Origin of the sequence: Dactylosporangium sp. NPDC000244, assembly GCF_040300725.1 — a bacterium.
In the GTDB taxonomy this organism is placed as follows: domain Bacteria; phylum Actinomycetota; class Actinomycetes; order Mycobacteriales; family Micromonosporaceae; genus Dactylosporangium.
On record NZ_JBEPEH010000020.1, the window covers coordinates 162,080 to 181,580 of the forward strand.

Annotated in this window: 21 protein-coding genes; 6 read left to right on the forward strand and 15 right to left on the reverse strand. The window is 73.0% G+C overall.

Annotated features, from left to right (window positions below):
• Positions 1-18: 18 nt before the first annotated feature.
• Both ABT369_RS28010 and ABT369_RS28015 read right to left on the reverse strand, forming a co-directional pair.
• On the reverse strand, positions 19-681 hold the full coding sequence (locus ABT369_RS28010; protein WP_350616306.1) for a response regulator: 663 nt from the start codon (positions 679-681) through the stop codon (positions 19-21).
• On the reverse strand, positions 653-2,008 hold the full coding sequence (locus ABT369_RS28015) for an MFS transporter (RefSeq protein WP_350616308.1): 1,356 nt from the start codon (positions 2,006-2,008) through the stop codon (positions 653-655). Before ABT369_RS28015 ends, ABT369_RS28010 begins: the two co-directional genes overlap by 29 nt.
• Positions 2,009-2,138: 130 nt before the next feature.
• On the opposite strand from ABT369_RS28015, the gene ABT369_RS28020 reads away from it, so the two are divergent.
• Positions 2,139-3,500 carry an FAD-dependent monooxygenase gene (locus ABT369_RS28020; RefSeq protein WP_350616309.1) on the forward strand — a complete coding sequence of 454 codons (1,362 nt, stop codon included), beginning with the start codon at positions 2,139-2,141 and terminating at the stop codon, positions 3,498-3,500.
• A gap of 178 nt (positions 3,501-3,678) precedes the next feature.
• Here ABT369_RS28020 and ABT369_RS28025 read toward each other — a convergent pair whose 3' ends face one another.
• On the reverse strand, positions 3,679-5,142 hold the full coding sequence (locus tag ABT369_RS28025; protein ID WP_350616311.1) for a multicopper oxidase family protein: 1,464 nt from the start codon (positions 5,140-5,142) through the stop codon (positions 3,679-3,681).
• A 142-nt stretch (positions 5,143-5,284) separates the two neighbouring features.
• Here ABT369_RS28025 and ABT369_RS28030 point away from each other — a divergent pair, with 142 nt between their 5' ends.
• Entirely contained in the window at positions 5,285-5,950 is a 666-nt protein-coding gene (locus ABT369_RS28030) for a permease prefix domain 1-containing protein (protein WP_350616312.1), read from the forward strand.
• A gap of 27 nt (positions 5,951-5,977) precedes the next feature.
• On the opposite strand, the gene yidD is transcribed toward ABT369_RS28030, so the two are convergent.
• The 3 genes from yidD to ABT369_RS28045 form a co-directional block, all read right to left on the reverse strand.
• Positions 5,978-6,433 carry a membrane protein insertion efficiency factor YidD gene (yidD, locus tag ABT369_RS28035; protein ID WP_350616313.1) on the reverse strand — a complete coding sequence of 152 codons (456 nt, stop codon included), beginning with the start codon at positions 6,431-6,433 and terminating at the stop codon, positions 5,978-5,980.
• 243 nt (positions 6,434-6,676) lie between these two features.
• Positions 6,677-7,108 (reverse strand): hypothetical protein, encoded by a 432-nt coding sequence (locus ABT369_RS28040; protein WP_350616314.1) that lies wholly within the window; start codon positions 7,106-7,108, stop codon positions 6,677-6,679.
• Between the two features lie 108 nt (positions 7,109-7,216).
• A complete protein-coding gene (locus ABT369_RS28045) occupies positions 7,217-7,978 on the reverse strand; it encodes a helix-turn-helix domain-containing protein (protein ID WP_350616315.1) in 762 nt (253 codons plus the stop codon).
• Positions 7,979-8,058: 80 nt separating this feature from the next.
• On the opposite strand from ABT369_RS28045, the gene ABT369_RS28050 reads away from it, so the two are divergent.
• Complete coding sequence (locus ABT369_RS28050; protein ID WP_350616316.1) at positions 8,059-8,595, forward strand: DUF4240 domain-containing protein; 537 nt, start codon at positions 8,059-8,061, stop codon at positions 8,593-8,595.
• On the opposite strand, the gene ABT369_RS28055 is transcribed toward ABT369_RS28050, so the two are convergent.
• Genes ABT369_RS28055 through ABT369_RS28080 form a run of 6 tightly spaced genes read right to left on the reverse strand, consistent with a single transcriptional unit; the run spans position 8,588 to position 12,921 of the window.
• Positions 8,588-9,310 carry an urease accessory protein UreD gene (locus tag ABT369_RS28055; RefSeq protein ID WP_350616318.1) on the reverse strand — a complete coding sequence of 241 codons (723 nt, stop codon included), beginning with the start codon at positions 9,308-9,310 and terminating at the stop codon, positions 8,588-8,590. The genes ABT369_RS28050 and ABT369_RS28055 overlap by 8 nt on opposite strands.
• Entirely contained in the window at positions 9,307-9,978 is a 672-nt protein-coding gene (gene ureG, locus ABT369_RS28060; protein WP_350616320.1) for an urease accessory protein UreG, read from the reverse strand. The genes ABT369_RS28055 and ureG overlap by 4 nt, the downstream gene beginning before the upstream one ends.
• Positions 9,968-10,621, reverse strand: coding sequence for an urease accessory protein UreF (locus ABT369_RS28065; protein ID WP_350616322.1), 654 nt, complete (start codon positions 10,619-10,621; stop codon positions 9,968-9,970). The genes ureG and ABT369_RS28065 overlap by 11 nt, the downstream gene beginning before the upstream one ends.
• A 1-nt stretch (position 10,622) precedes the next feature.
• Positions 10,623-12,329 carry an urease subunit alpha gene (locus ABT369_RS28070; protein ID WP_350616323.1) on the reverse strand — a complete coding sequence of 569 codons (1,707 nt, stop codon included), beginning with the start codon at positions 12,327-12,329 and terminating at the stop codon, positions 10,623-10,625.
• Entirely contained in the window at positions 12,326-12,622 is a 297-nt protein-coding gene (locus ABT369_RS28075) for an urease subunit beta (protein WP_350616324.1), read from the reverse strand. The genes ABT369_RS28070 and ABT369_RS28075 overlap by 4 nt, the downstream gene beginning before the upstream one ends.
• On the reverse strand, positions 12,619-12,921 hold the full coding sequence (locus ABT369_RS28080; RefSeq protein ID WP_350616325.1) for an urease subunit gamma: 303 nt from the start codon (positions 12,919-12,921) through the stop codon (positions 12,619-12,621). The genes ABT369_RS28075 and ABT369_RS28080 overlap by 4 nt, the downstream gene beginning before the upstream one ends.
• Positions 12,922-13,107: 186 nt before the next feature.
• On the opposite strand from ABT369_RS28080, the gene ABT369_RS28085 reads away from it, so the two are divergent.
• A complete protein-coding gene (locus ABT369_RS28085; protein WP_350616326.1) occupies positions 13,108-14,058 on the forward strand; it encodes an AAA family ATPase in 951 nt (316 codons plus the stop codon).
• An 88-nt stretch (positions 14,059-14,146) separates the two neighbouring features.
• Here ABT369_RS28085 and ABT369_RS28090 read toward each other — a convergent pair whose 3' ends face one another.
• The 3 genes from ABT369_RS28090 to ABT369_RS28100 are packed head-to-tail and all read right to left on the reverse strand — an operon-like array spanning position 14,147 to position 17,375.
• Positions 14,147-14,599 (reverse strand): response regulator, encoded by a 453-nt coding sequence (locus ABT369_RS28090; protein ID WP_350616328.1) that lies wholly within the window; start codon positions 14,597-14,599, stop codon positions 14,147-14,149.
• Positions 14,596-16,158, reverse strand: coding sequence for a sensor histidine kinase (locus ABT369_RS28095; RefSeq protein WP_350616330.1), 1,563 nt, complete (start codon positions 16,156-16,158; stop codon positions 14,596-14,598). The genes ABT369_RS28090 and ABT369_RS28095 overlap by 4 nt, the downstream gene beginning before the upstream one ends.
• Positions 16,155-17,375 carry a PP2C family protein-serine/threonine phosphatase gene (locus tag ABT369_RS28100; RefSeq protein WP_350616332.1) on the reverse strand — a complete coding sequence of 407 codons (1,221 nt, stop codon included), beginning with the start codon at positions 17,373-17,375 and terminating at the stop codon, positions 16,155-16,157. Before ABT369_RS28100 ends, ABT369_RS28095 begins: the two co-directional genes overlap by 4 nt.
• Positions 17,376-17,587: 212 nt before the next feature.
• Between ABT369_RS28100 and ABT369_RS28105 the strand changes: the two genes are divergently transcribed.
• Together ABT369_RS28105 and ABT369_RS28110 are read left to right on the forward strand one after the other, a co-directional pair.
• Positions 17,588-19,159, forward strand: a complete 1,572-nt coding sequence (locus tag ABT369_RS28105) for a Na+/H+ antiporter (protein WP_350616334.1) — start codon at positions 17,588-17,590, stop codon at positions 19,157-19,159.
• On the forward strand, positions 19,156-19,413 hold the full coding sequence (locus ABT369_RS28110) for a UBP-type zinc finger domain-containing protein (protein ID WP_497978680.1): 258 nt from the start codon (positions 19,156-19,158) through the stop codon (positions 19,411-19,413). The genes ABT369_RS28105 and ABT369_RS28110 overlap by 4 nt, the downstream gene beginning before the upstream one ends.
• Positions 19,414-19,501: the final 88 nt, after the last annotated feature.

A 19,501-nucleotide genomic window follows, 5' to 3' on the forward strand; every position in this document is an offset into this window, starting at 1 on the left:
ACCGGGCCCGACCAAAGTTCAGCCCCCGGGTCGGACCCGGTTGGTCTCGTAGGCCCACATCGCGATCTCCACGCGGTTGCGCACGCCCAGCTTCAGCATGAGGGCGGTCACGTGGGACTTGACGGTGCTCAGGGTGACGAACAGCTCGTCGGCGATCTCGTTGTTCGTGCGGCCCCGCGCCACCCGGGCCAGGACCTGCTCCTCGCGCTCGGTCAGCGGCTCGATCGGCTGGCGGGGCGGGGCCGCGGGGCCGTTGTCGGCAAAGGCGCGCAGCAGGCGGGTCGTGACGCTGGGGGCGATGAGCGCGTCGCCGTTCGCGGCCGCGTGCACGGCCTGGGCGAGCAGCGCCGGGCCCGCGTCCTTGAGCAGGAAGCCGCGGGCGCCGGCGCGCAGGGCCGAGTAGACGTATTCGTCGAGGTCGAAGGTGGTGATGACGACGACGGCGATGGGGTCCTCGACGCCCGGCCCGGCCAGCTGCCGGGTCGCCTCCAGGCCGTCCATGGCGGGCATCCGCACGTCGAGGAGGCAGACGTCGGGGCGCAACCGGCGGGCCAGCTCGACGGCGCGGCGGCCGTCGGCGGCCTCGGCCACCACCTCGATGCCCGGCTGGGCGTTGAGGATCATCGTCAGCCCGGTGCGGACGATCTCCTGATCATCCGCGACCAGCACCCGCACGCTCACCGGCCAATGCTACTGGGGGCGTCGTACCGTCAGATCCGCCGAAAGTACGACCGGCGACGGCGATCGCGGCGAGGGCGGGGACGAGCGCGACCGCGAACGCGGCGAGGTAGGCGACGGGGCCGGCGTCGACGAGCGCGGCGAAGAGGGAGCCGCCGACCGCGAGCGCGATGGTGGTCAGCAGCGCGTCGGCGACGGAGAGGGCGGAGCTGCCCGCGCCCTGCCGGCCCGGCTCGGACAGCCGCAGCACGAGCGCCGCCGAGACCGGGGACACCAGGCCCATGCCGAAGCCGCCGAGGCACCAGCCGGCGACGACGACGGCCACCGGTACCGCCGCCGACACGATCGCCACCGCGGACAGCACGCCGGCCGCGATGGCCGCGGCGCCGAGCCGCAGCCGGGCCGCGTCCGAGAGGCGCTGCCCCGTCCGGGCCTGCAGCCACGAGCCGGCGGACCAGAAGAGCGCGCCGACGGTGACGCTGAGCCCGGCCAGCGCCGGGCTGAGGCCGCGCTCGCGGGTGAGGATGAGCGGGATGAACACGTCGGCCTGGACGAACGCGGCCCCGGCGAGGCCGCGCAGGAGCACGACGCTGGGCAGGCCCCGGGCGGCGGCGAGGGTGCCGCGCGGCAGCAGCCGCACCCCGCACACGGCGGCGATCACGAACCCGGCCGCGAGCAGGGGCAGCGACTCCTGCCCGCCGACGTAGAGCACGAGGGCGCCCACCGCCGCGCCGATCGCCCACGGCACCCGCGAGGGACCCGCCTCGCCCGAGCCGCCGGAGATCCCGGAGATCCTCGGCCACACCACCGCCATCGCCGGGGCGGCCGCCAGCAGCACCAGCAGGAACACCCAGCGCCAGCCGACGAACTGCACGATCAGCCCGGCCACCGCGGGCCCGGCGACGGCGGGCAGGACCCACGCGGCCGACATCATCGAGAAGACGCGTGGATGCTCGGCGCCGGGGTAGGCGCGCCCCACGACGACGAACAGCGCCACGTTCACCAGCCCGCCGCCGAAGCCCTGCACCAGGCGCCCCAGCACGAGCACCCACATGTGCGGGGCCAGCCCGGCCAGCAGCAGCCCGGCGCAGAACAGCGCCACGCCCACGGCGGCCGGCCGGGCCGGGCCCGCGCGGTCGCACCACGCGCCGGCCAGCACCATCCCGACCACGCTGGTCGCGAGGGCGCCGCCGAAGGCGAAGCCGTAGAGCGGGATCCCGTCGAGGGCGCGGGCGACCGAGGGCATGGCGGCGGTGACCGCCACCGCCTCGAAGGCGACCAGCGTGACCAGGGTCACGAGGCCGGCCGTGAGCGTGCGTCTGTTCTCCACGCGGCCCAACCTCGCACCTCAACAGGGCTTCAGGTCAAGCGAGATCGCGATTTCACCACCCGTTGACATCGGTGTGCGCGTATGCCAACAATTGTTTGCCAACGCTTGTTGGCAAGATCGAGGAGGAGCCATGAGGACCGTCATCGCCGGGGCCGGCCCCACCGGCCTGCTGCTCGCCGGGGACCTGGCCGCCGCCGGCGCCGACGTGACCGTGCTGGAGCGCCGCGCCGGGGAGTCGAACCTGACCCGCGCGTTCGCCGTCCACGCGCGCACGCTGGAGCAGTTCGACGCCCGGGGCATCGCCGAGGACGTCATCGCCACCGGCACGAAGCTGGCCCGGCTGCGGCTGTTCGGGCACGTCTCGGTGGACCTGGGGGTGCTGCCGTCGCGGTACCCGTACGTGCTCATCACCCCGCAGTACAACGTCGAACGCATCCTCGAGGAGCGCGCGCTCAAGGCCGGGGCGCGGATCGTGCGCGGCACCACGGTCACCGGCCTGCGCCAGGACGAGCACGGCGTCGAGGTGCGCACCGACGGCGACACGTTCGCGGCGGACTGGCTGGTCGGGGCCGACGGCGCGCACAGCGGGGTGCGGGAGGCGCTCGGCCTGCGGTTCCCGGGCCGGGCCGCGGTCCGCTCGCTCATGCTCGCCGACGTCCGGCTCGCCGAGCCGCCGGCCGACGTGATCACCGTCAACGCGGTCGGCTCCGCGTTCGCGTTCGTGGCGCCGTTCGGCGACGGGTGGTACCGCGTCTTCGCCTGGAACCGGGGGCACCAGGTCGGCGACGAGGTGCCGCTCGAGCTCGAGGAGGTCCGGGCCACCGTGCGGGAGGCGTTCGGCACCGACTTCGGGATGGGCGAGTGCCGCTGGCTCTCACGGTTCCACAGCGACGAGCGGCAGGTCGAGCGGTACCGCACCGGCCGCGTCTTCCTCGCCGGCGATGCCGCGCACGTGCACTCCCCCGCCGGCGGCCAGGGCATGAACACGGGGCTGCAGGACGCGGCCAACCTCGGCTGGAAGCTCGCCGCGGCCGGGGCGGGCTGGGCGCCGGCCGGGCTGCTCGACACCTACCAGTCGGAGCGGCACGCCGTCGGCCGGGCGGTGCTGCGCTCCAGCGGCGGCCTCATCCGCCTCGCGCTGCTGCAGTCGCGCGGCGCCCGGCTCGGCCGCGACGTGGTCGCCGGGCTGGCGCTGCACGTCCCGGCGGTGCAGCGGGGGCTGACCGGCACCGTGTCCGGGATCGGCATCGACTACCCGCACGCGCCCCGCCAGGCGGACGTGGACCTCGGCGGGGCGCGCCTCTACGAGCTGCTGCGCCAGGGCCGGCACGTGCTGCTCGCGCCGGAGGCTCCGGAGGGGTACGAGGACCGGCTCGTCCATGCCCCGCACGAGCGCCGCGTGCTGGTCCGCCCCGACGGGTACGCGGCCTGGACGGGCACCCAGGGAGACCTTGCGGTCGCGCTCCGCGCGCATCTCGGAGAGCCTCGGTGACGAACGACACCTAGCTCGGATGATCTCTTGACACGGGGGCGTTGATCGATGTGTCATGCCGGTCACAGGAGCGGTTCTCGTTGGGTTGCTGCCGCCGCATGGACGACACACACGGGGACGACGGAACGCTTGCGAGACGTGCCGGGCCCCGCGCCGCCACGGGGGGCCCGGCACCCTCTCACCCGTGCAGCCTCGGCTGCTGTCCCCGCTCGACCACCACGAACTGGCCCATCATGCCCTCGTCCTCGTGCTTGAGGACATGGCAGTGGAACATGTACGCCGTCGCCGGGTCGGCGTAGTCGGCGAACCTCGCGATCACCGAGTAGTGCTGGTGCGGCGCCATGAACACGGTGTCCTTCCAGCCCGACAGCTCCGGCGGCGGGGCGTGCCCGTCCACCGTCAGCACCTGGAACTGCACGTCGTGGATGTGGAAGCTGTGCGGGGTGTCGTGGCCGTTGGAGACATTCCACACCTCGACGGTGTCCTTGACGACGACGGCGTCGACGCGGCCCATGTCCATGCCGTCGCCGTTGATCTCGCGGCCCTGGAACTCGAAGTTCCGGGTCTGCGCGGCCTGAGCCGGGTCCAGGCGCGGGGTGCTCACGAGCGTCTCCGGCAGCGTGGCCGGCGTCAGGGTCGCGGCCGCCCGCAGCTGGAGGATGTCGAAGCTGTCCTGGCCGCCGTTGAAGCGGCTGTCGAGGGAGCCGCCGAGGGGCCGCTCGCTGCGCAGGGTCAGCCGCTCCCCCGGCTGGAGCGCGACCACGATCTCGGCCCGCTCGCCGACGGAGAGGCGCACGTGACTCGTCATCGCCGGCCGCTCGAGCAGGCCGCCGTCGGTGCCGACGAGGGCGAACGGGCGGTGGTCGGCGAGGGTGAAGTCGTAGATGCGCGCGGTCGAGGCGTTGACCAGGCGGAGGCGGACGAGGCCGGAGTGGACGTCGACGTACGGGCCGGGGGTGCCGTTGACGAGGATCTCGTCGCCGAGCACGCCGATGTCGCTGCCGAAGCGGTCGCCCATGGACAGCTGGTCCCCGTCGAACTCCTTGTCCTGCACCAGGACCGGGATGTCGTCGACGCCGTAGTCGTGCGGCAGGGCCCGCTGGGCCGGCTCGTCGTCGTCGACCAGGAACAGGCCGGCCAGGCCGCGGTACACCTGGGTCTCGGTGCGTTCGCTGGGGTGCGGGTGGTACCACAGCGTCGCCGCCGGCTGGTCGACCGTCCACGCGGCCTGGAACTCCCCGCCGGTCGGGATCGGCCGGTGCGGGCCGCCGTCCATCGCGGCCGGCAGGTGCATCCCGTGCCAGTGCACGGTCGTGGGCTCGGCCAGGGCGTTGCGCACGTTGACCACGACCGGCTCGCCGCGCTTGGCCCGCAGCGTCGGGCCGAGGTAGGCGCCGTTGTAGCCCCAGGTGCGGGTCGCGCCGTGGCCGAAGTCGCTGTCGCCCGGCTCTGCCCGCAGGTCGAACACCCGCCGGCCCTGCGCGTCGACGGTCGAGGCGGCCAGTGGCGGCACCCGCAGCGGCCGGGTGAAGTCGGCCCGCACGTCCAGCGGCGGGCGGACGAAGAAGTAGACCAGCGCGGCGACCCCGCCCGCGCACAGCACGAGCAGCAGGATCAGGCCGCCCAGCAGCCACTTGCGCATCTGGTGTCTCCCTACATGTAGAACGGCTACATGTAGGCTGGCTGACGTCGCGCCCGGCGCGCCAGACCCGAGGCCCGAACCCGGGGAAAGGTCAGGGACAACCCGGACTGCCCGCCGCGCGCCCTGGCGGCATGCTGAGGAGGTGCTGACTGCCGGCCCCATCGACGCCTACGTCGCCTCGCTGCGCGGCGCCCTGCGCGGCCCCCGCGCGGCCAAGACGGACCTGGTCACCGAGGCCCGCGACGGGCTCGCCGACGCCGCGGAGCGCTACGAGGCCGACGGCCTGGACCGCCTCGCCGCCGAGCGGGCCGCGGTCGAGGAGTTCGGCCCCGTCGCCACCCTCGCCCCCGAATACCAGCGCGAGCTGGCGCTGGCCCAGGGCCGGCGCACCGCGATCATCGTGGGCGGCGCGGTGGCGCTCGAGGCGCTGGTCTCCGAGCTGGCGTGGCGGCGCGCGGCGGTGGGCTGGAGCTGGGAGCCGAGCCGCGCGTACCTGATCCTGGCGCACACCGTCGACTACGCCACCTACGCCGTGGTCGTCGGGGCGCTGCTGGCCGCGCTGGCGTGCGGGATCGGCAGCCGGTACGTCGACGTCGGCCGCCGGTTCGTGCGCGCGACCGGGATCGCCGCGATCGCCACGGTCGCCTTCTTCGCCGTCGGCGGCATGCTGCTCTCCGCGTTCAGCCCCACCTGGGGCCACGGGAACGCCGGCGGTGCGACCGACCTTTCGCTGGCCGCCTCCGCGATCACGTTCACGCTGCCGGCCGTGATGACCTTTTCGGGCCTACGCTGCGTCCGTGCTTCCTAGAGCGTCGTAGAGCGTTCTGGAGACGGCCTAGGGCACCTGGTCGACGGTGCCGCGCGGGGTCGAGGGGTTGCAGCGCTTGATCCGCGCCGCGGTGAGCCGCGAGCCCTCCACGAGGCCGTAGCGCTGGACCGCCTGCAGGCCGTAGTTGCTGCACGAGGGCACCTGGCGGCACTTGATCCCCAGATGGGGCGAGACGAAGCGCTGGTACCCGCGGATCGCCGCCATCCCCGCCCGCCCGGGCCCGCCCGGGTCCCGCCGCGGGGCGCGCGAGGGCGCCGAGACCGCCATGAGCGACAGCAGCGAGCCGAGCATGATGGGACTGCAGTCGCAGACGTCGCAGTGCCAGTCCGGCCCGCAGTCGCCGTCGTCGCGCCGCTTCTGCTTCTGGTTCTGCTTCCGGTTGCCGTTGCGGTTCTGCTGTTGCTGCGCCCGCCGGTGCCGCCGCTTCGCCCGCCACATCCCCACGTAATCCCCCAAACCCATACCGGCGATTGTGACCAGCGCCGCGGAGACGATCAAGGAAAGGTCGCGGCCCCGACACGAAAACGCACCCGGATGGCCGACTTCGCGCGGGCGGCCGGGAATGTCCGGACAGTCCCGGACACCCGGACGAAGTCGAACAACCGAGTGCGTTGTGCCGTAGCCGCGGGGTGCGGGTTGGGTGCCCGGCCGGCGGGGCTGATCCGCCGGCCGGGCCGAAGCCACACCATGAGGTACTGCGGTGCCTTACTTGGACGCGATCTGGGCGTCGCCGCCGTCCGCGTGGAACTTGGTGCCCTCGGCGAACGCGGTGTCGAAGCGCTCCTGCAGGGCGCTGAGCTCGCTGAACTCGGCCTGGTGCGAGGACTCGCTGCCCTCGGCGGCGAAGACGTGGTCGTCCGAGGTCGCGTCGTGGGAGTAGTTGGTGTAGTCGTCCGACTCGTAGTGCACGGCCGCCGGGGCGTCGTACTCGACGTGGTGGCCCTGCGAGAAGTCCGTCGACTCGGCGGTGTGGTGGTCCTGCTCGTAGACGCCGTACTGCGACTGGGCGTCGGCCTCGGAGCCCTGCGCCTGGTGCAGCTGGTCCAGGGCGCCGCTCTCGTGGCCGGCCTCGTACTGGCCGTAGTCGACCTCGTGGCCGCCGTCGTAGCCGGTGTCGCCGGTGTCGTAGTCGCTCATGGTGCGCTCCCTCTGGGACGTTGTGGTGTGTGGCCTTGCATGAAGAACGTTACGGTCGCGGCCGCCGCCCCGAATCCCGGAAACGTGCCACCACCGAGCCGCCACCGATCAGCCCTGCCGCAGGGCCTCCGCGGTCGCCGGGTCGGCGGGGAAGAACGACTCGATCGCCAGCTCCGCGACCGTCACGTCGTGCGGGGCGCCGATGACCGCGGTGATGCCGAAGAGTCGCAGCTCCACGCCGCCGAGCCGGATGCACAGCGGGACCACGACGTCGTGCGGGGCCGCGGGGGCCTCTCCCCCGGGGTACCGCCGCAGTTCCTCGAGCAGTTCGCGCAGTGCGGCGTCGCCCGTCGCCGCGATCTGCCGGCGCAGGCGCGCGAACACGTGCCCGCGCCACTGGTCCAGGTTGGCGATCCGCGGCGCGAGCCCCTCCGGGTGCAGCGACAGGCGCAGCACGTTGACCGGCCCGCGCAACAGGTGGGCGGCCGCCCCCTCGGTGAGGCGCAGCAGCGCGTTATTGGCCTCGAGCAGGTTCCAGCCGCGGTCGACCAGGACGGCCGGGTAGGGCTCGTGGCCGGTCAGCACCTGCCGCAGCGAGGCCCGGACCTGCCGCAGCGCCGGGCCGTCGAGGCCGTGCTCGGGGTAGGCGGGCGCGTAGCCGCCGGCCAGCAGCAGGGCGTTGCGCTCGCGCAGCGGCACGTCGAGGTGCTCGGTCAGGCGCAGGATCATCGCGCTGGTCGGCCGCGCCTTGCCGGTCTCCACGCAGCTCAGGTGCCGGGTGGAGACCTCGGCCTGGTTGGCCAGCGCGAGCTGGCTGAGCCGCCGCCGCTCGCGCCACTGCCGCAGCAGCACCCCCACCTGCTCGCTCATGGGCGCAGCCTAGGCCTTGTCCTGCGCCTCGGCCGCGCGCCGTTCCCAGGAGCTGCGCGGTCGTGCAAGACTTGCCTGCCGTGGACAGCGATACTTTCTGGTCGATCATCGACGGTGCTCGTTCCGCCGCCGGGGACCGCGTCACGCCGGGCTTCGCCGGGCGGTTCACGGCCGCGCTGCGGATGCGCCTGGCCACCCTCGACAAGAGCGAGCTGCTGGACTTCGACGCCCACCGCACGCGGTTGCAGGCCCGGGCCAACTCCTCGGCCATGTGGGCGACCGGCCGGGTGGTGGCCCGCTACGCCGACGCGTTCGTGGACGGGCTGATCGCGCGCGGTCGCGACACCTACGAGCGCGCGGTCGCCGACCCGGACGCGCTCGCCGACGACCCGGTGGTGCGGGCCGTGGCCGCGGGCGACCTCGCCGCGCACGAGCTGGCCCCGCGGGAGGTCGAGGACCTCGCCGAGGAGCTCTACGGCGAGGCCGACGACTATCCGATGCTGCTGCGCGCCCGCACCGGGCAGGTCGCCCCGCTCGTCGAGGACGACTGGGACGACGATGACGACAACGACGTACGCAAGCACCTGCCGAAGATCGCCGCGCTCTTCCTCAGGTAGTCCGGGCGGCCGCCTCCGTTGAGCCCGGCGGTCGCGCCGGTGTGACCAGCGGGTCGGTGACCGCGCGCGTCTGCGCCAGGTCGTCGCCGAGCGCCGTGGCCACGGCCCCGCCGCCGGCCAGCGGCATGACCGCGGCCCGCTCGCCGGCCGCGGGCCCGGCCGCGTCCGTGGTCAGCAGCGAGGCCAGGACGCGCGCGTCGCCGAGCACGGCCGGTCCCCGGGCGATGGTGACGTCGCTGTGGTACCAGGGCCGGCCACCCCGGCGCGCGTTCGTCGACAGCCGCAGGTCGCCCGGCTCCTCGCCGAAGCGGCCCAGCACCGCCTCCTCGCGCCAGATCAGGCGCGCCCCGTCGGCCAGCTCCACCCGCGAGGCGTTGTGGTGCCGGCAGCGCGCGGCGGCCACGATCGGCTCGGGCAGGAACGCCAGGAAGCCGTTCTCGCCCACGGTCGCGTGCACGGCGAGGACCGACTCGGCGCCGGAGCGGCCGGGCAGGGCGATGGAGGCGGCGACGGTACGGACCCAGAGCTCCGCCCCCGGCCCGACCTCGATCTCCAGGCTCAGGTCGTCGCCGCCGAGCGGGCCCGCCGCGCCGCCGACGAGGTGCACCCCGGCCGGGCCCGTGCGCCGGGGCAGCAGTGGCGCCTCGCCCTTGAGCACGCGCAGCACCGTGCGCTCGCCCTCGCGCTCGGCGACGATCCGGGCCGCGGCCCTCATACGGTCGCGATCAGGCCGCGGATCCACTCCTGCACCGGCCCGGCCGCCCGGTCCTGCACCAGCGACAGGAACACGGTCGGCAGCTCGCCGCGGCGGGCGGCCGCGTCGCGCTCCATCACGCCGAGGTCCGCGCCGACGAGCGGGGCCAGGTCCGTCTTGTTGATCACGAGCAGGTCGGCCGAGGTCACGCCCGGGCCGCCCTTGCGCGGCACCTTGTCGCCGCCGGCCACGTCGACGACGAAGATCTGCCGGTCGATGAGGCCCTTGCTGAACGTGGCGGTGAGGTTGTCGCCGCCGCTCTCGACCAGGATCACGTCGAGCGGGCCGAGGCTCTCCTCCAGTTCCTCGATCGCGTCGAGGTTGGCCGAGATGTCGTCGCGGATCGCGGTGTGCGGGCAGCAGCCGGTCTCGACCGCGCGGATGCGCTCGGCCGGCAACACGCCGTTGCGCAGCAGGAAGTCGGCGTCCTCGGTCGTGTAGATGTCGTTGGTCACCACCGCGACCTGCAGATCGCCCGACAGGCTGCGGCAGAGCGCGGCGACGAGGGCCGTCTTGCCGGAGCCGACCGGTCCCCCGATGCCGATGCGCACGGCGCGCTTCGTGTGTGGCAGCGGGTGATGCGGGTCGTCGTGCGGGTGCGGATGCGTGTGCTCGTGTTCAGCTGGCAAAGAGTCGAACCTCCCATGCGGCGTGGTCCTCGGCGGAGACGTCCAGCAGCGGCGCCGATGCCGCCGGCAGGTCCCCGATCGGGCCACGGGCGTGTGTCGCGGCCTCCCTGGCCACGTCGTCGCACGCGTCGCCGAGCTCGGCGAGCACGGCGTGGACGCGGTACGGGTCCAGCCCGAGCAGGCGCACCGCCGCGCTCGCCGGGCCGGAGATCGCGTGGTACGCGGCCATCAGCGCCGCCGCCTCGGGGCCGAGCCCGGCCGCGTGCGCGGCGACCCCGAGCGCGATCGGCTGCGCGACCCGCGCGGCCGCGGCCCGGGTCACGTGCTCGCCGGGCCAGACCACGAGCGCGGCCCGGCACAGCGAGCGGCCCTGCCGGCGCGCGGCCAGGCGCAGCGCCGGCGACGGGGTCCGCGCGGCCAGCTCGTCCTCGAGCTCCTCCATCGCCTCCGGGCGCGCGCACGCGGCCGCCGCGAAGGCCGCCGCGACCAGGCCCGCCGTGCGCAGCCGGCCGAGCAGGAACGCGCGGAGGTCGTCGAGGTCCGTCACGCGTCCGCGCGCCACCGCCGTCTCGAGGCCGCCGGAGTGCGCGTGGCCGCCCGAGGGGAAGCGCCCGTCGGCGAGCAGGAGCAGGTCGGTGTTCATGTCAGAACAGGAAGTACCGCTGCGCCATTGGCAGTTCCTCGACCGGGTCCGGGTCGACCACCTCGCCGTCGATGCGCACGGTGAAGGTGTCGGGCTCGACCTCGATGCGCGGCAGGGCGTTGTTGCGCGGAAGGTCCGCCTTGCCGACCGAGCGCGTGTCCGCGACCGGGGCGAGCCTTCTGCGCAGGCCCAGGCGCTCGGCCAGCCCGTCCTCGATCGCGGCCGGCGCGACGAACGCGAGGCTGGTCGCGGGCGCGGCGGCCCCGTAGGCGCCGAACATCGGGCGGGACAGGATCGGCTGCGGGGTCGGGATCGAGGCGTTCGCGTCGCCCATCGCGCCCCACGCGATCGCGCCGCCCTTGACCACCACGTGCGGGCGGACCCCGAAGAACGCCGGGTCCCACAGCACCAGGTCGGCGAGCTTGCCGACCTCCACGGAGCCGACCTCGTGGGCGATGCCGGAGGCGACGGCGGGGCAGATGGTGTACTTCGCGACGTACCGCTTCGCCCGCTCGTTGTCCGCCGCCCCGTCCCCCTCCAGGGCTCCCCGCCGCCGCTTCATCACGTGCGCGGTCTGCCAGGTGCGCAGGACCACCTCGCCGACCCGCCCCATCGCCTGGGAGTCCGAGCCGATGATCGAGATCGCGCCGAGGTCGTGCAGCAGGTCCTCGGCGGCCATCGTGGACGGCCGGATGCGGCTCTCCGCGAAGGCCAGGTCCTCGGGCACGCTCGGGTTCAGGTGGTGGCAGACGATGAGCATGTCGAGGTGCTCGCTGAGCGTGTTGCGGGTGTAGGGGCGGGTCGGGTTCGTCGAGGACGGCAGCACGTTCGGGTGCCCCGCGACGGTGATGATGTCGGGGGCGTGCCCGCCGCCGGCGCCTTCCGTGTGGTACGCGTGGATGCTCCGCCCGGCGATGGCGCGCAGGGTCTCCTCGACGAAACCGGCCTCGTTGAGCGTGTCCGTGTGGATGTTCACCTGCACGCCCGAGGCGTCGGCGACCCGCAGGCAGGCGTCGATCGCGGCCGGGGTGGTGCCCCAGTCCTCGTGCAGTTTGAAGCCCCCGGCGCCGCCCCGCAGCTGCTCCCACATCGCCTCCTCGGAGACGGTGTTGCCCTTGCCGAGCAGCAGGACGTTGATCGGCCACGGGTCGAGCGCCTCGAGCATCCGGGCGAGGTGCCAGGAGCCCGGCGTGACCGTCGTCGCCTTGCTGCCCTCGGCCGGCCCGGTGCCGCCGCCGACGATCGTGGTGATGCCGCTGGCCAGGGCCTCCTCCAGGATCAGCGGGGCGATGAGGTGCACGTGGCAGTCGATCGCGCCGGCGGTCAGGATGCGCCCGTTGCCGGCGATGATCTCCGTCGACGGGCCGATCACCAGCGCCGGGTCGACGCCGTCCATGATGTCGGGGTTGCCGGCCCGCCCGATGCCCACGATCCGCCCGTCGCGGAGGCCGACGTCGGCCTTCACGATCCCCCAGTGGTCGAGGATGATCGCGCCGGTGATCACCGTGTCCGGGGTGCCCTCGGCGCGGGTGGCCCGGGACTGGCCCATCGACTCGCGGATGACCTTGCCGCCGCCGAAGACGGCCTCGTCGCCGCCGGCGCAGTGGTCGGCCTCCACCTGGATGAACAGGCCGGTGTCGGCGAGGCGCACCCGGTCGCCCGTGGTGGGGCCGTAGAGGTTCTGGTACCTGGTCCGGTCGATTCTCATTGCGCCCTTTTCCTCAGCCCCGGCACGGCCTTGTGTCCCGCCAGCGGCACCAGCACCACCTCGCGGGCCACGCCCGGCTCGAAGCGCACCGAGGTGCCCGCCGGGACGCCGAGCCGGTGCCCCCGCGCCGCCTCCCGGTCGAACTCGAGGGCGTCGTTGGCCTCGGCGAAGTGGTAGTGGGAGCCGACCTGCACCGGCCGGTCCCCCGTGTTGCGCACGGTCAGCGCCAGCTCGGGTCGCCCGGCGTTGATCTCGATCGGCCCCTCGCCGGGGACGATCTCGCCGGGGATCACGGGATCGGGTGGTGAACGGTCACGAGCTTGGTGCCGTCCGGGAACGTCGCCTCCACCTGCACCTCCGCCAGCATCTCGGGGACGCCCTCGAGGACGTCGGCGCGGCCGAGCACGTGGCGCCCGGCCTCCATCAGGTCGACCACGGTCCGCCCGTCGCGCGCGCCCTCGAGCAGGAAGGCGGTGATGATCGCGACGGCCTCCGGGTGGTTCAGCTTGAGCCCGCGGTCCTTGCGTCGTTGCGCCACGTCGGCGGCGACGTGGATCAGCAGGCGTTCCTGCTCGTGGCGGGTCAGGAACAAAGTCGCGACCTCCGTCTCGCAGCGGTGGGGTGGCCGGATGCTGTCAGTCCGATGTTTCCTCCGGATTACCGACCAGCGCAGCCCGTTCGGGCGAATTCCTTCGGTACCGCCTGGGTAGCACGACGAAAAGGCCTGCACCAGGAGCGTGTTAGGCTCGCGACGCCTCACTACCTGGAGAGTTTGCGCATGAGCAATCACCGGTCGGTCGTCATCAACGGAGACCTCGGCAGCGGCAAGTCCACCGTCTCCGTCGAACTCGCGAGCCGGCTCGGTCTGCGCCGCATCAGCGTCGGCGACATGTACCGGGAGATGGCCCAGCGCCGCGGCATGACCGCGCTACAGCTCAACCTCCACGCCGAGCTGGACGACGCGATCGACAGCGCCGTGGACAGCCTGCAGACCGAGATCGCGCAGTCCGGCGAGCAGCTCATCGTCGACAGCCGGCTGGCCTGGTTCTTCTTCCACGAGGCGTTCAAGGTCCACCTCATCACCGAGCCGAACGAGGCCGCCCGGCGCGTGCTGGCCCGCCCGCACTCCGAGGTGGAGAACTACGCGTCGCTGGACGAGGCCAAGCGCAACCTGCACAGCCGCAGCGAGAGCGAGCGGATGCGGTTCCTGACGCGGTACGGCGCGGACAAGTACCGCCTGCGCAACTACGACCTCGTCGCCGACAGCACCCGCGCCACCCCCGACCAGGTCGTCTCGGCCGTGCAGGCCGCCTTCGAGGGCCGCCTGGGCACCGACATCCTGCGCGAGCGGCCGCCGCTGCTGCTGCTCGACCCCATGCGCATCTACCCCACGCGCGAGATCGACTTCGCGGACGAAACCCTCGCGCAGGAGCTGGCCGACGCCGCCCCCGAGGACCTCGAGCCGCTGACGATCGGCCACAGCGGCCAGGACTACTACGTGATCGACGGCCACCGGCGCCTGAGCGCCGCCGTGCAGAACGGCGTGCACCTCGTGACGGGCAGCCTGCTCGCGGAGAGCGAGGAGCCGGTGACGAACCGCCTCAGCGCGAACGACTACTTCCGCACGCATGTGACGTCCTCGGTGATCGAGGCTTGGGAGCGGGTGCATCGGATCGAGCTTCCGGTGCCGGCGCACAACCCGGCTGAGGTGCACGCGGCCAACCAGTAACGCTTTGGCTGAACGCGACGGCCCGGGTCCTTGGGGACACGGGCCGTTCGTCTTTGCTACCCGACATTTCGCGCCAAACGCCACGAACTCAGCTCCGCGGCGGCAGCTTGACCACGCTGACGAAGAACTCGTCGATCTGCCGGACCACCGCGATGAAACTGTCGAAGTCGACAGGCTTGGTGACGTACGCATTGGCGTGCAGTGAATAACTGCGCAGAATGTCCTCATCCGCCTGCGAGGTCGTCAGCACCACGACCGGGATGCGCCGCAGGTCCTGGTCCTCCTTGATGACCTGGAGCACCTCCCGCCCGTCCACGCGCGGCAGGTTCAGGTCGAGCAGGATGAGATCGGGCCGGGTCGCGTCGGCGAACTTGCCCTCGCGGCGGAGGTACGCCAGCGCCTCCTCCCCGTCCTGCACCACGTTGAGCTTGTTGCGGACCTTGTGCTCCTCGAACGCCTCCTGCGTCATGAGCACGTCGCCCGGGTCGTCCTCGACCAGCAGCACCTCGATCGGCAGGGACGCTTCCACGGGCGCGGTCATGCGGGAGACTCCTCAAGAGCGGGAACGGCTGCGGGCAGCGTGAACCGGAACAGCGTACCTTCGCGCGGCGAGGGATCGATCCAGATCCTTCCGCCGTGGTACTCGACGATCTTCTTGGCGATCGCCAGGCCGATGCCGGTGCCGGGGTACGTCTCCTTGGCGTGCAGCCGCTGGAAGATCACGAAGACCTTGTCGGCGAACTCGGGCTCGATGCCGATGCCGTTGTCCTCGACGCTGATCTCGAACTCCCCGTCGCCGGCAGTGGTGTCGATCACGATCCGCGGCGGCACGTCGGGGCGGCGGAACTTGATCGCGTTGCCGATGAGGTTGCTGAACAGCGCGCCGAGCAGCGGCTCCTCGCCGCGCACGACGGGCAGGTCGGTGAAGATGATCTCGGCGTTGGTCGCCTCGCGCTGCGCGTCGAACTGCGCGGCCGAGTCGAGCACCACCTTGTTCAGGTCGACCTCGGTGAACCCGCTGGTCAGCCGGCCGATGCGGGAGAACGCGAGCAGGTCGTTGATGAGCCGCTGCATGCGCTGGGCCCCGTCGACGGCGAATCCGATGTACTGGTCCGCGCGGTCGTCGAGCTGCCCGGAGTACCGCCGCTGCAGCAACTGGCAGAAGCTCGCCACCTTGCGGAGGGGCTCCTGGAGGTCGTGGCTGGCCACGTACGCGAACTGCTCGAGGTCCCGGTTGGACCGGGTGAGCTCGGCCGCCTGCTGCTCCAGCATGCGGTTGGCCTCCTCGACGAGCCGCCGCGCCTCCTGCACGTCCGTGAGGTCGGCGTTGATCCGCCGCCGCATGGTGTCAACGTCGTCGGCCAGCGCCGTCAGCTCCGGAGGACCAAAACTGCGGATTTGGTACTCGTAGTCGCCGCCCGCCACCCGCCGCACCTCGCCGGCCAGGTCGGTGACGGGGCGCGTCACGAGCCGGCGCAGGAGCAGCGCCAGCGCCACGCCGGCCAGGACGACCACGACGGCGGCGAAGATGAGCAGCAGCACGAGCACGTTGCCGGTGGTGCGCACCTGCCCGGCGACCTCGTCGCGCCGCGTGGCGATCTGCCCCGCGAGCGTGTTGATGCGTCCGGCGGCGTCGTTGTAGACGGCCCGCGACTGTTCGGTCGGGGCGGCCGTGTCCGGGTTCACGCCATTCGCCCGCGTCTGGGCGATCAACGGCTCCGTGATCTCGCGGCGGTACCGCGCCGTCGCCTCCGCGATCCCGTCCACGGTGTTCAGCAGCTGAGGCTCGTCCGCCACCAACTGCCGGGTGTCGGCGAGAATCGCGGCCTCCTGGCCCTGCGCGTCGCGGTAGTTGTCGAGATCGGAGTCCTTGCCGGTGAGCAGGAACGTGCGGACGGCGGACTGCTGGCGCAGCAACTGGGAGTACAACCGCTCGGCATTGACGAGAGCGGGCGTGAGGCGGTCCAACACCTGCTCGGTCTCGCTGCGGTTGGCCGCCGCCGTCACGGTGGCGCTGACCGCGATCACGACGAGGAGGCCGGCGACGACGGCGCACAGTGCGGTGATGCGCCGCCACAGCGACCAGCTGGAGGGGTTCATGAAGTCCTCGAGGGGGTCAGCACGAGCACGGCGATGTCATCCTGCACCGGCCCGCCGTTGTGGGCCTCGGCCTGCAGCGTGAGCCAGCCGGGCAGGTCACGGGGCTCGGCGCGCATCGGGCCGGCCAGCACGCGGCACAGCCCCTCGACGCCGAGACGGTCGCCGGGCGCCGCGTCCGGGCCGGCCGAGCCCTCGATCAGGCCGTCGGTGTACAGCAGCAGCGACCACTGCCCGTCCGTCCCCAGCGCAATCTCGGCGGGCGGCCTCGGCATTCCCGGGATGACGCCCAGGACCAGGCCCGGGTCGACCTCGCACGGGACCGCGCGGTCCCCGGAGATCAGGATCGGCGGCGGGTGGCCGGCCAGGCGGATGCGGGCGGTCCCGGCGCGCAGGTCGACGGTCGCGACCGCCACGGTCGCGAACAGCTCGTCGGTGCGGCGCTCGGCGACGAGAACCTGCTCCAGCGAGTCGAGGACCTGGTCCTCGGGCACGCCGGCCAGCACCAGGGCGCGCCAGGCGACCCGCAGCGCCACGCCGAGCGGCGCCTCGTCGACCCCGTGGCCGCAGACGTCGCCGATGAGCAGGTGCAGGCGGCTGCCGTCGTCGACCCCGATCGCGTCGAAGAAGTCGCCGCCGAGCAGGGCCCGGTCGCGGCCGGGACGGTAGATGCTGAACAGGTCGGCGGGCACGTCGCGCATCAGCGGCTGCGGGAGCAGGCCGCGCTCGAGCCGGGCCGACTCGGCCTGGCGCAGCTCGGACTCGCGCAGGAGCCGGGCCTGCTCGTCGGCGCGCTTGCGCTCGACCGCGTAGCGCACCGCGCGGGCCAGGCCGGCGCCGTCGACCGACCCCTTGACCAGGTAGTCCTGGGCGCCCTCGGCGACGGCGGCGGTGCCGAGGTGCTCGTCCTCCAGCCCGGTGAGCACGCAGACCGCGGCGCCCGACACGTGCTGCAGCACCTGGCGCAGCCCGTCCAGGCCGCTCGCGTCGGGCAGCCCGAGGTCGAGCAGGATGCAGTGCACGTCGCGGAAGCGGGGCCGCGCCTCGCGCATGGTCTGCGCGATCTCGACGTCGAACGGCGCGTCGGCCTCGGCGAGCAGCTCGCGGACCAGGAACGCGTCGCCGGGGTCGTCCTCGACCAGCAGCACGCGGATCCGCTCGCCGGCGATCGGTCCGATGCGCCGGTGACGAAGATCCACGGTCGTGCTGACGTCGGGCATGCTCACACCGGCCCGGAGGGCAGGAGTATTTGCCGTGTGGCACACATGAGGACGATCCTCCCCTAGGTCACGGCTTGCTGCATGTGCGGGTGCAGTGTCTCAGGCCCGGACGCGCTCGCGCACGCGCCGGTCACCCGTGCTGTTCGGCGACCCGCCGTGTGGCGCCCGTCACTCGTAACAGTGGCGGGCGGCGGCGTGGATAAGCTTCGCCCGTGCACGGGCTCGGGAACATCGTCGGACTCATCGCGGTCGTGGTCGCGACCTCCGTCCTCGCGCGCCGTATCGGCGTGCTGTCGCCGATCCTGCTGGTCGTCGTCGGCATCGTGATCTCGTTCGTCCCCGGGGTGCTCGAGATCGAGCTCGACCCCGAGGTCGTGCTGATCGGCATCCTCCCGCCGATCCTCTACGTGGCGGCGCTGGAGACCTCGGTGCCGGCGTTCAAGTTCAACCTGCGGCCGATCCTGCTGCTCGCGGTCGGGCTCGTGCTGTTCACCACGGCCGCCGTGGGGTTCACGCTCAAGATGCTGCTGCCGGGGGTACCGCTGGCCGCCTGCTTCGCCCTGGGCGCCGTCGTCGCGCCGCCCGACGCGGTCGCGGCCACGGCCGTGGCGAGGCGCATCGGGCTGCCCCGGCGCGTGGTCACCGTCCTGGAGGGCGAGAGCCTCATCAACGACGCGAGCGCCCTGGTCACGCTCCGGGTCGCGGTGGCCGCGGCGGTCGGCGAGGCGGTCGACGGCTGGTCGATCACCGAGCAGGCCTCCATCGCGGTCATCGGCGGCGTCGCGTTCGGCGTGGCCGGCGGGCTGCTCATCGGCATCGTGCACAAGCGGGTCAGCAACCCGCTCATCGACAACGCGGTCTCGCTGCTCACGCCCTGGGTGGTGTTCCTGCCGGCCGAGTCCGTGCACGCCTCCGGGGTCGTCGCGGTCGTGGTCTGCGGCCTGTCCCTGGGCCACCGCATGCCGACCCTGATGTCGGCGGCCTCCCGGCTGCAGATGGACGCCTTCTGGCGGATGGTGAAGTTCCTGCTCGAGGGGGCCGTGTTCCTCCTCGTGGGCCTCCAGCTGCGCGCCCTCATCGCCGACGTGGAGCGCTCGTTCGCGTTCACCGCCGGCGCCCTGGCCGCCGTGGTCGGCGTGGTGATCGTGGCGCGGATCGTGTGGCTCTTTCCGACGACGTACATCGCCCGCCTCATCCCCCGCGTCCGCCGCCGCGACCCGTCGCCCTCGCTGGCCGGCCCGGCCGTCATCTCCTGGGCGGGCATGCGCGGGGCGGTCACCCTCGCCGCGGCGCTCTCGCTGCCGACGACGCTTGCGGACGGGATGCCGTACCCTCGCGGCCTCTTCGTCATCCTGGCCTTCGGCGTCATCGTGGCCACGCTGGTCCTGCAGGGCGCGACCCTGCCGACGGTCGCGCGCTGGCTCAAGGTGCTCGGCGACGATCGGACCGAGGATGCCCTGGCCGAGGCATCGGTACAGCACGAGGCCACCCGAGCCGGCAAGACCCGCCTCGAGGAGATCGCGGGCGACGCGCCCGAGGGTGTCGTGGAGCGGCTGCGGCAGATGGCCCTGTCCCGCTCCAACATGGCCTGGGAGCGTCTGGGCCGCTCGGACCGGGAAACGCCGTCCGCCGCCTACGCCCGCCTGCGCCGCGAGATGCTGAGCGCGGAGCGGGAGGTTTTCCGCAAGGCCCGCGACTCGGGGAGAATCCCGGAGGAGACGTTGCGCCAGGCGCAGCGCGACATGGACCTGGAAGAGTCACTGCTCGAGCGGGGGGACCTGTGACCTGCGTGCATCTGGAAGCGGCCGAGAAGGTGGAGCCGCCGGTGGTGGACGGCTGCCCGGAGTGCAAGGAGGGCGGGTTCACCGACTGGGTGCACCTGCGCCAATGCCTCGCCTGCGGCCACGTGGCCTGCTGCGACTCCTCGCCGCGCCGCCACGCGACCCAGCACTTCCTCGTCAACCACCACCCGGTGATGCAGTCGATCGAGCCCGGCGAGTACTGGCGCTGGTGCTTCGTCCACGAAACCCTCGGATAGGGGGATCCCCCGGCCGGCTGACGGCTTTCGTGCGCACCTTCCCACCTGCGGGTATGCGTGTTCTCAGGCATTTCAAAGGAGATGCGGG

Excerpts from the sequence above, each read along its gene's own strand:
- ABT369_RS28020 (WP_350616309.1), top strand. The coding sequence starts at position 2,139 with ATGAGGACCGTCATCGCCGGGGCCGGCCCCACCGGCCTGCTGCTCGCC.
- ABT369_RS28025 (WP_350616311.1), bottom strand. The coding sequence starts at position 5,142 with ATGCGCAAGTGGCTGCTGGGCGGCCTGATCCTGCTGCTCGTGCTGTGC.
- yidD (WP_350616313.1), bottom strand. The coding sequence starts at position 6,433 with ATGGGTTTGGGGGATTACGTGGGGATGTGGCGGGCGAAGCGGCGGCAC.
- ABT369_RS28040 (WP_350616314.1), bottom strand. The coding sequence starts at position 7,108 with ATGAGCGACTACGACACCGGCGACACCGGCTACGACGGCGGCCACGAG.
- ABT369_RS28045 (WP_350616315.1), bottom strand. The coding sequence starts at position 7,978 with ATGAGCGAGCAGGTGGGGGTGCTGCTGCGGCAGTGGCGCGAGCGGCGG.
- ABT369_RS28055 (WP_350616318.1), bottom strand. The coding sequence starts at position 9,310 with ATGAGGGCCGCGGCCCGGATCGTCGCCGAGCGCGAGGGCGAGCGCACG.
- ABT369_RS28065 (WP_350616322.1), bottom strand. The coding sequence starts at position 10,621 with ATGAACACCGACCTGCTCCTGCTCGCCGACGGGCGCTTCCCCTCGGGC.
- ABT369_RS28070 (WP_350616323.1), bottom strand. The coding sequence starts at position 12,329 with ATGAGAATCGACCGGACCAGGTACCAGAACCTCTACGGCCCCACCACG.
- ABT369_RS28085 (WP_350616326.1), top strand. The coding sequence starts at position 13,108 with ATGAGCAATCACCGGTCGGTCGTCATCAACGGAGACCTCGGCAGCGGC.
- ABT369_RS28090 (WP_350616328.1), bottom strand. The coding sequence starts at position 14,599 with ATGACCGCGCCCGTGGAAGCGTCCCTGCCGATCGAGGTGCTGCTGGTC.
- ABT369_RS28095 (WP_350616330.1), bottom strand. The coding sequence starts at position 16,158 with ATGAACCCCTCCAGCTGGTCGCTGTGGCGGCGCATCACCGCACTGTGC.
- ABT369_RS28100 (WP_350616332.1), bottom strand. The coding sequence starts at position 17,375 with ATGCCCGACGTCAGCACGACCGTGGATCTTCGTCACCGGCGCATCGGA.